At 68.1% G+C, this 1,511-nt stretch carries 1 protein-coding gene; it reads left to right on the top strand.

Annotation, left to right across the window (positions count from 1 at the left end):
• Nucleotides 1–263 precede the first annotated feature (263 nt).
• On the top strand, nucleotides 264–1,484 hold the full coding sequence (locus AB0J95_RS51020) for an IS110 family transposase (protein ID WP_364774000.1): 1,221 nt from the start codon (nucleotides 264–266) through the stop codon (nucleotides 1,482–1,484).
• Nucleotides 1,485–1,511 lie beyond the last annotated feature (27 nt).

Here is a 1,511-nt window from a genome sequence, read left to right as displayed (position 1 = left end):
ACCTAATGGGGATTGATCGGCGTGGCCTCCCACCGATTGTGGTTGGTGGGGGTGAGGCTGGTTGCCGAGCCGCTGGCCGGTGAGCACTGTCATCACCTGGAGTGGTTGAGTCCTAGGGTTAGATCGTTGCCCCGGCTGGTGGGTGAGGGTTGCCCGCAGCGCTGATGGGATGTCGTCGCCGCTGAGCACTGATCCATTAGGTTGCCGCCGGGCGCTCTCGGCTCAGACCTGGTGTGTGACAAGAGAAAGGGGCGAGGTGATCGATGATCTTTGTGGGTGATGACTGGGCTGAGGATCACCACGACGTGTATGTGATGGACCAGACGGGTGCTCGGCTGACGGCGCGGCAACTGCCGGAGGGGCTGGCCGGGATGGGGCGGCTGCACGAGTTGCTGGCCGGGCATGTCGAGCAGCCTGACGAGGTGGTGGTGGGGATCGAGACCGACCGCGGCCTGTGGGTAGACGCGCTGACCACGGCCGGCTATCGGGTGTATGCGATCAATCCGTTGGCGGTGGCTCGCTACCGGGATCGTCACCACGTGTCCGGGGCGAAGTCGGATGCCGCCGATGCCAAGGTGTTGGCCGATCTGGTCCGCACCGACCGGCACAACCATCGCCCGATCGCCGCCGACAGCGCGGCTGCTGAGGCGATCAAGGTGCTGGCCCGCGGCCATCAGAGCCTGATCTGGGCCCGCACCCGGCACACCAACACGCTGCGCTCGGCACTGCGTGAGTACTACCCGGCCGCCCTGGTGGCGTTCGACGATCTGTCCGACCGCGACACCCTCGCGGTGCTCGGCCGTGCCCCGACTCCGACCGGGGCAGCCCGGCTGACCCTCGCACAGATCTCCTCGGCGCTACGCCGGGGCGGGCGCAAGCGCAACGTCGAGGCGCGAGCCCGGCAGATCCAGGCTGCGCTGCGCACCGAGCAGTTGAGCGCACCGGACCCGGTCGCCGCCGCGTTCGCCGCCACCACCCGCGCCGCGGTGGGCATCATCGCCGAGCTCAACCGGCAGATCACCGAGCTGGAATCCCAGCTCGCGGACCGTTTTAGGCAACACCCGGACGCCGCCATCTACCTCTCCCAGCCAGGACTCGGTGACGTGCTCGGCGCCCGGGTGCTCGGTGAGTTCGGGGATGCCCCCGACCGCTACACCGACGCCAAGTCTCGCAAGAACTACGCCGGCACATCACCACTGACCGTCGCCTCCGGCAAGAAGCGTGCCGTGCTGGCCCGCCACGTCCGCAACCGACGCCTCTACGACGCCATCGACCAATGGGCCTTCTGCGCGATCAGTATCAGTCCCGGCGCCCGCGCCTTCTACGACCACCACCGCGCCGCCGGCGACCTGCACCACCAGGCCCTACGCGCCCTGGGCAACCGACTCGTCGGCATCCTGCACGGCTGCCTACGCCACCACACCTGCTATGACGAACACACCGCCTGGGCCCACCGCACCCAAGATCACCAAACCGCCGCTTGACAAGCCACGGCCCTGGGATGTCTAACC

Origin of the sequence: Actinocrispum sp. NPDC049592, from assembly GCF_040675465.1 — a bacterium.
Lineage (GTDB): Bacteria > Actinomycetota > Actinomycetes > Mycobacteriales > Pseudonocardiaceae > Kibdelosporangium.
This window is presented reverse-complemented; position numbering and strand designations above follow the sequence as displayed.